This is a genomic window from Candidatus Hydrogenedens sp. (genome assembly GCA_035361075.1).
Taxonomy (GTDB): Bacteria; Hydrogenedentota; Hydrogenedentia; order Hydrogenedentales; family Hydrogenedentaceae; genus Hydrogenedens.
The window spans coordinates 1-6,186 of record DAOSBX010000068.1; the positions used below are offsets into that span (position 1 = coordinate 1).

At 37.2% G+C, this 6,186-nt stretch carries 5 protein-coding genes; 3 read left to right on the forward strand and 2 right to left on the reverse strand.

What is annotated here, in order from left to right; all coding sequences use genetic code 11:
* Nucleotides 1-119: 119 nt before the first annotated feature.
* From PLJ10_13225 to PLJ10_13235, 3 genes are read left to right on the forward strand one after another with little or no spacing between them, the layout of a single operon-like run.
* Entirely contained in the window at nucleotides 120-1,148 is a 1,029-nt protein-coding gene (locus PLJ10_13225; protein HOK10607.1) for a hypothetical protein, read from the forward strand.
* A 29-nt stretch (nucleotides 1,149-1,177) separates the two neighbouring features.
* Nucleotides 1,178-2,131 carry an ROK family protein gene (locus PLJ10_13230; protein HOK10608.1) on the forward strand — a complete coding sequence of 318 codons (954 nt, stop codon included), beginning with the start codon at nucleotides 1,178-1,180 and terminating at the stop codon, nucleotides 2,129-2,131.
* A 23-nt stretch (nucleotides 2,132-2,154) separates the two neighbouring features.
* Nucleotides 2,155-3,099: a nucleoside hydrolase gene (locus tag PLJ10_13235; protein ID HOK10609.1), complete on the forward strand. Its 945-nt coding sequence runs from the start codon at nucleotides 2,155-2,157 to the stop codon at nucleotides 3,097-3,099.
* 93 nt (nucleotides 3,100-3,192) lie between these two features.
* Here the strand turns inward: PLJ10_13235 and PLJ10_13240 are convergent, their stop codons facing one another.
* Entirely contained in the window at nucleotides 3,193-4,116 is a 924-nt protein-coding gene (locus PLJ10_13240; protein ID HOK10610.1) for a N(4)-(beta-N-acetylglucosaminyl)-L-asparaginase, read from the reverse strand.
* A 19-nt stretch (nucleotides 4,117-4,135) separates the two neighbouring features.
* The gene (locus tag PLJ10_13245) at nucleotides 4,136-5,743 is read right to left on the reverse strand and encodes a glycosyl hydrolase family 28 protein (GenBank protein ID HOK10611.1); all 1,608 of its coding nucleotides are present in this window, start codon (nucleotides 5,741-5,743) and stop codon (nucleotides 4,136-4,138) included.
* Between the last annotated feature and the right edge of the window lie 443 nt (nucleotides 5,744-6,186).

Consider the following 6,186-nt stretch of genomic DNA (forward strand, 5'->3'; position numbering starts at 1 on the left):
ACAAATTATTCTTTGATTGTTAAAAGGATTTTGTAAGTATAAGGTCTCAATTGTTAATGATAATTTGTTTTATATACAATATTCTCTACATGTACAAAACAAATAAGGTTTATTAAATTATGAAAGGTTTAAGAGGAGACATTTTATTAATATTAATGGTTATGATGCTCTTTCCCATGTTTGCGTTTTCTGCTGAGACAGACCAGTATTTAACGTGGGGCATAGAATTAAAAGATTCTGCGGACAAATTAAACAAATATTTCAATGACACATTGTCGGATTATCTTGAAAAAGTAAACAAACGAGCAAAACCTATTGAAGACCCAGAGGAACTTACGGTAGCCATTTATTATCATTTCTTCCAGTTTTTAGGCTGGTCTCGATTTCGCACATTCATCCGACACGACCCAGAAATTGAGAAGTATCCCAACATGAGTATTGGAGCAAGGAAGTATCAAAGGATGAGTATCCATCGAGGTTTTGCCTTCCCCTATATTTTGCCGATGGCACGGACAATTCGTGTTGGCGATATTTACTTTGGTATTGATAAGATGTGTCATTTCCTTGGTTTTGGCAGGCGGTACTATCAAAAATACTGTGAATATATTAAGGAGGGTTTATCAGAAGAAGAAGCGATGCGGAAGGTTGTGCTTTGGGGGGTGGTTCATGAAGATAATTTAGTAGGTAAATTGGTTGATGGTATATTTTCGCATGGTGACCTTGAAGCAAATTTTCAAGGATTCTGTCTTGCTCGTGACCTTTGTGGTGGAAACCCTCCATATATTGAAAGAGTGGATGGGAAATGGAAGTTAGTGCGTCCAATCGATTTAAGGAACTACATTACGCCTGGCTTCGATGAGTCATACAACAATTCCCATTTCTGGGCAATGCGTAAACGGATTGTATTACGTATCTTAACCAATGAATATTGCGACAAATTGCAGTTGCCAGAGGTTCAGAAAAGATTTGAACAGTATAAAAAATATGAACTGAGTTTTTCTCAAAAAGTGATTCAAGAATATTTTGAGAAGAAAGGTAAGAATCCACAAAAAGAACAATCCATTTATACATTGTGCTTGAAAAAACATGAGAAACAAACTCCTATGGAGGAGGTGCATTGCCACTCCATAGATAATAAACATAGCTAAAAGGTCACTGATATAAGGGGACATTAACTATGTTCATAGGTATAGAAATTGGTGGCACAAAGTTACAAGTAGCGGTGGGTGATGAAAAAGGAAATATCCACACTTTAGAGCGATGCAAGGTTCTATCGGGCTGGCAATCTCAGGATATTCTGGATTGGGTTACAGAAACAACCCACACCATAATAAAAAAATCTACACAGGAAGGTAGAACAATCAGGGCAATAGGTATCGGCTTTGGTGGTCCAATAAATAGCAATAATGGAACAGTTCTGGTCTCTCATCAAATAAGTGGTTGGGAAGGTTTCCCCCTAAAAAAATGGTTTGAGGACAAATGTGATTTACCAACAATTGTTGCAAATGATGCTAATTCCGCGGGTTGGGCTGAATATTGTTGTGGACGAGGACGTGGTACAAAAAACTTCTTTTATATGAATATCGGAAGTGGTATCGGTGGAGCACTAATTATCGACGGGAAACTTTATGACGGTCAGGGTTTCGGTGCTGGTGAGATTGGGCATACGTATGTTCCTGATTGGACAAAAGAGGGGGCTGGTGTGTTTGATAAACTTGAAAATATATGTTCTGGCTGGAATATTGAACGGCGATTAACTAAACAAGGATATGTCTCAGAAGATAGTGCTTTATGGAAACATGTTGATGGTAAGGTATCCCAATTAAATTGCGTTCTTTTGGGCAAGTATGCAATGCGGGGTGACCCATTCGCCTGTGAGGAATTGGATCGTATTGCTCAATCCTTAGGGTTAGCGATTTCTAACGTTATTACATTATTCCATCCTGAACGAATCGCTTTGGGGGGAGGAGTGTCTCTAATAGGGGAACCGTTATTGTCCCGTATCCGAGAACGTGTAGATGAACTCGTTTTCATGCCATTCCGATATCGTTATGAAATTAGTTCATGCGAATTAGGTGAAAATGTTGTTATTGTAGGTGCTTTATTGCTTGCTGGACAAGTACCCCAATAATTTTATAGATAAGGAGATACATAATGAAATATTTGCTCAGTTTATTTTTATGTTTGTTGTGTTGGAACGTGATGGCTATGCCTGAGGTTATTCTGGATACAGACATTGGCGATGACATCGATGATACATGGGCACTCATGTTCCTTTTAGGCTCGGAAAAGGTCAATTTAAAATTGATAGTAACTGCCTGTGATGATACGGAGACAAAGATAAAATTAGTAGCGAAAATGTTAGAACGTGTGGGAAAAACGGAAATTCCTATTGGAATCGGTGTAAAAACAAGTGATAAAAAGATAAATCAAGAACAGTGGATTGAAAACTATTCATTAGACACATATAAAGGAACTATTTATAAAAATGGTGTCGAGAAAATGGTAGAGCAAATCCGCAACGCAAAAGATACGGTAATCTTGTGTGTTATAGGACCGATGATGAATATAGCAAAAGCGTTAGAATTAGCCCCTGATATTGCGGAGAAAGCTAGGGTTGTATCTATGGCTGGTAGTGTATATCGTGGATATGGAGGGAAGAAACAACGAGATTGTGAATACAACATCTGCCGAGACGTAGAAAGTGCCAAAAAAGTATTTTCCGCTCCATGGAATATTACCATTATACCGTTAGATACATGCGGGACAATTATTCTTAAAGAAGAACGTTATCAGGCTGTAGAAAATTCTAAATCGCCATTGGCTCAAGTCGTTATCGAAAACTACAATATATGGACAAACCGAAAACACTATCCGCAGAATGAGAGTAGCGTTTTATATGATACCCTTGCCATTTATTGTATTTGGGCAGAGGATGTAGTAGAGATGAAAACAATTCCGTTAATTATAGATAACGAAGGGAAAACGTGTCCCGATGAGAAAGGCAAACCTGTTCGTTGTGCAGTAGAATGGAAAGACAAAGAACGATACGAAACCATCCTTATAGAGACACTTACGGGGACGAATAAGAAACCGTGAGTAAGCTAATTAAAATATACTTTTACTTTTGAAAAGTTTTTTACTTTTCCCCTACTTAAGAGGTAAATCATACTCTCAGATATATTTTAACATCTATGTTCTTATAATTTCTGCGTCTCGAATTTGAGGCTCACCAAGGTTAGGGTGCCAAATAAAATACTTAACTTCTTTATTAGGATTTAGTCCTACTACTTTGTAATTACCTTTGTTGTCAATAGCATAAACTGTTACAGCGTTAATAAAGCCTGTTTTCAATTCTGTTAAATCATTTACTGCTTCATATACAGCATCGGATACAGATAATCCCATTTTTAAGTAAAGTACAACTGACCGTGCTGTGCTTGCACGAATAGTCATTTCGCCAGTATGTGTACAGGCACAGGCACCATAACGACTGTCTGCATAACTACCTGCGCCAATAATTGGACTATCACCAAGTCTGCCAGGGTATTTCCATGGCCAACCAGAAGTACTTGTTCCTGTTGCAATTCTGCCAGTATTGTCCTGGGCAAGATAAACTGTTGTGTCAAATAGATGTTCAGGGTCAGAAGGCTTGGGCTTTATGTCGATGAGTCGAATATTAGGAAACCTTTGTTTCTGTTCCTTGTTTAATACCATATCTATGTATTTCTGCCACTCCTTTTGTGTATGCTCCATCTCGTTGACATAACGTTCTGCACCAATTTCTTCTGCAAATCGTTCTGCCCCAGCACCGACCAATATTTCATGTTCAATGTCAGTCATTACATGATAGGCAATTTCTATTGGATGTTTAAATCCTTTTATCGCACCGACAGCCCCACTCCTTCGAGTATTACCATCCATTATCGCAGAATCTAATTCTAACTGCCCTAACAAGTTTGGCAATGAATTGGCTCCAACAGTATGTATTTCTGGGTCAGCCTCAACCAATTTAATTCCTTCAATAATAGCCCGTAGAGCATCAACCTTATTTTTCAGCAATTCTGCAGATTTATGAACTCCGCTTCTTCCTTCATAATTCGTCAGTAATAGCATAATAATTCCTCTTTTTTCATTACTCCACCATTTTTATATTTTTATCCCGTTGTGTTGTGCCTTGCCCTTTAAATTGAATTGTATCAACGTTCCCGCCTTTCACTATGCACCAAAGTGGATTGTTTTGGATATAAATAGGTGTTTCAATTTGTGCTCTTTCTACATCCTTTAAAAATATCACCACTGAATCGTCCAATTTTGTCTTTTCCCGCCAGTCGGAAAGAGTGAACTCTTGAACATCGTCAGCCCAAATTGCAATACCTGGGGAAGCCATCTCAAAAAGATTGGTGGGTTCTGCTTTTTCATTCCAAATAATATCTCGATATTTATCGGTAGTAATTCGCCAGAATGATGGTCTTGCCTCGAAAGATATATTTTGCATCTGCACACCACGGGCATGCCGTATAAAGAAAGCATAACATGGAAGGGCTTCGAACATTAAAGCCTCTGGGTAACGGTCTATCTCTTCTGGCACCTGTTCATCAGTAGGACGAAGTGGATTTGAGCCATCAAAGGAACAGAATACATTTTGTATAAGTACATCCTCTACGGGATGTTCTGGAATACCTGCAATGATATTGGGATTGCTTACATGCGTGGCAACAATATTACTAATAGTAACTCCCTTGATACTTCCTGCAGAAGTTGCTCCATCTCTACCTCGATTGCCAAGTCGTATAAATATCGGTGAACGTGCCCAGTCTATTATTATCCCTGTGACACTAATCCCCTCAATATTTGCACCATCTACCGACTCAATTGCTACGCCAGATATAGCTGGTTTCTGGGCAGTATATAAACCGCGGATTACAGAATTACTAAACGTTATTCGTTTAAAGTCCGAACCCGATTCTGTCCCTAACTTGAATCCATTACATCGAGTTGATAAATAGCAATTGGTAATAGTTATATCTGTGCAAGGACGATGATACCCAAGTGAAAAACTGCTTTTAGGAACGATAGCATCATCTACTGTTTCTATTCGGCAGTTAGAGATAAAAACAAACTGACAACTATCAGGGTCAATACCGTCCGCATAACCATTTAGAATCTGAACTTTATCAATAGTGACCTGTTCACAACCTAATAAACTGATTGAATAGTTTGGACAATTACGGATAGTAATCCCCTCTATTCGAATGTTTTTACACCTTTTAAATGCGAGTGCTTTGGGTCCGACTCGTTTCGTAAAATTCGAGTCAATAACTCCAGCCCCAGTAATTAGGATATTTTCAATATCCTCACCCCATAAAAGTGAATGGTGAAAAAATGAGGTTTCAGAATCAGCATCATTAGGAAAATCCAGAGTTTCAAAAGGGTTGTAATCACTTCTGTCTTTGCTTCCTAAAATGACAGCACCCGTACTTAATTGTATATGCAAATTGCCACGTAAGTGTAGACTTCCTGTTAAATAAATTCCAGCAGGAAAAATCAATGCCTTCTTTTGCTCACTTGCAATGTCTATAGCTTTTTGAATTGAGACTGTCTCTAAATTTTTCCCATCACCGACAGCCCCAAAATCTAAAACATTTAACGAATTAGTTTGTCCTTCTAATGAAAAAGCAATAGATGTTATTATAAGGAATGAGATTGAGAAGGATAATATCATACATAATAATTTAGGCATATACCATCTCCATGTGCATAAACTTTAATATTATAAATATATGCTATATCTATTAACATTTTTTATGTAATATGTAAATAGTATCGAAATATTCTATAGCAAATAATACATACATAGAAATTTTTTGTAGCAAATAAAATTAAACTTTATTATGATTGATAAGTTCATTTTGAGGAGGTATCTGATTACTTTTTATTAATTATGGGATTCCCCCAATTTTTATAGTTTTTATAGAAGATAGACATAAATTTTTGGTATGATATTGACACAAATAAATAATTTGAAATGTCTATTTTCCAGAAAATCTAAGTGAACAGAGTATGGTTATTCTTTATTTATTAAGTTTTATTGGATATACACTCATATCTCAGGCGGGAAGTGATATTTTGCCAATATCATTTGCGGATGCTGTTGCAAAGATGGAAGCCAACAATCCGTCTCTT

What these genes read in the sequence shown, in the direction of transcription:
- PLJ10_13245 (HOK10611.1), bottom strand. Translation starts at nt 5,743, where the DNA reads ATGCCTAAATTATTATGTATGATATTATCCTTCTCAATCTCATTCCTT.
- PLJ10_13235 (HOK10609.1), top strand. Translation starts at nt 2,155, where the DNA reads ATGAAATATTTGCTCAGTTTATTTTTATGTTTGTTGTGTTGGAACGTG.
- PLJ10_13240 (HOK10610.1), bottom strand. Translation starts at nt 4,116, where the DNA reads ATGCTATTACTGACGAATTATGAAGGAAGAAGCGGAGTTCATAAATCT.
- PLJ10_13225 (HOK10607.1), top strand. Translation starts at nt 120, where the DNA reads ATGAAAGGTTTAAGAGGAGACATTTTATTAATATTAATGGTTATGATG.
- PLJ10_13230 (HOK10608.1), top strand. Translation starts at nt 1,178, where the DNA reads ATGTTCATAGGTATAGAAATTGGTGGCACAAAGTTACAAGTAGCGGTG.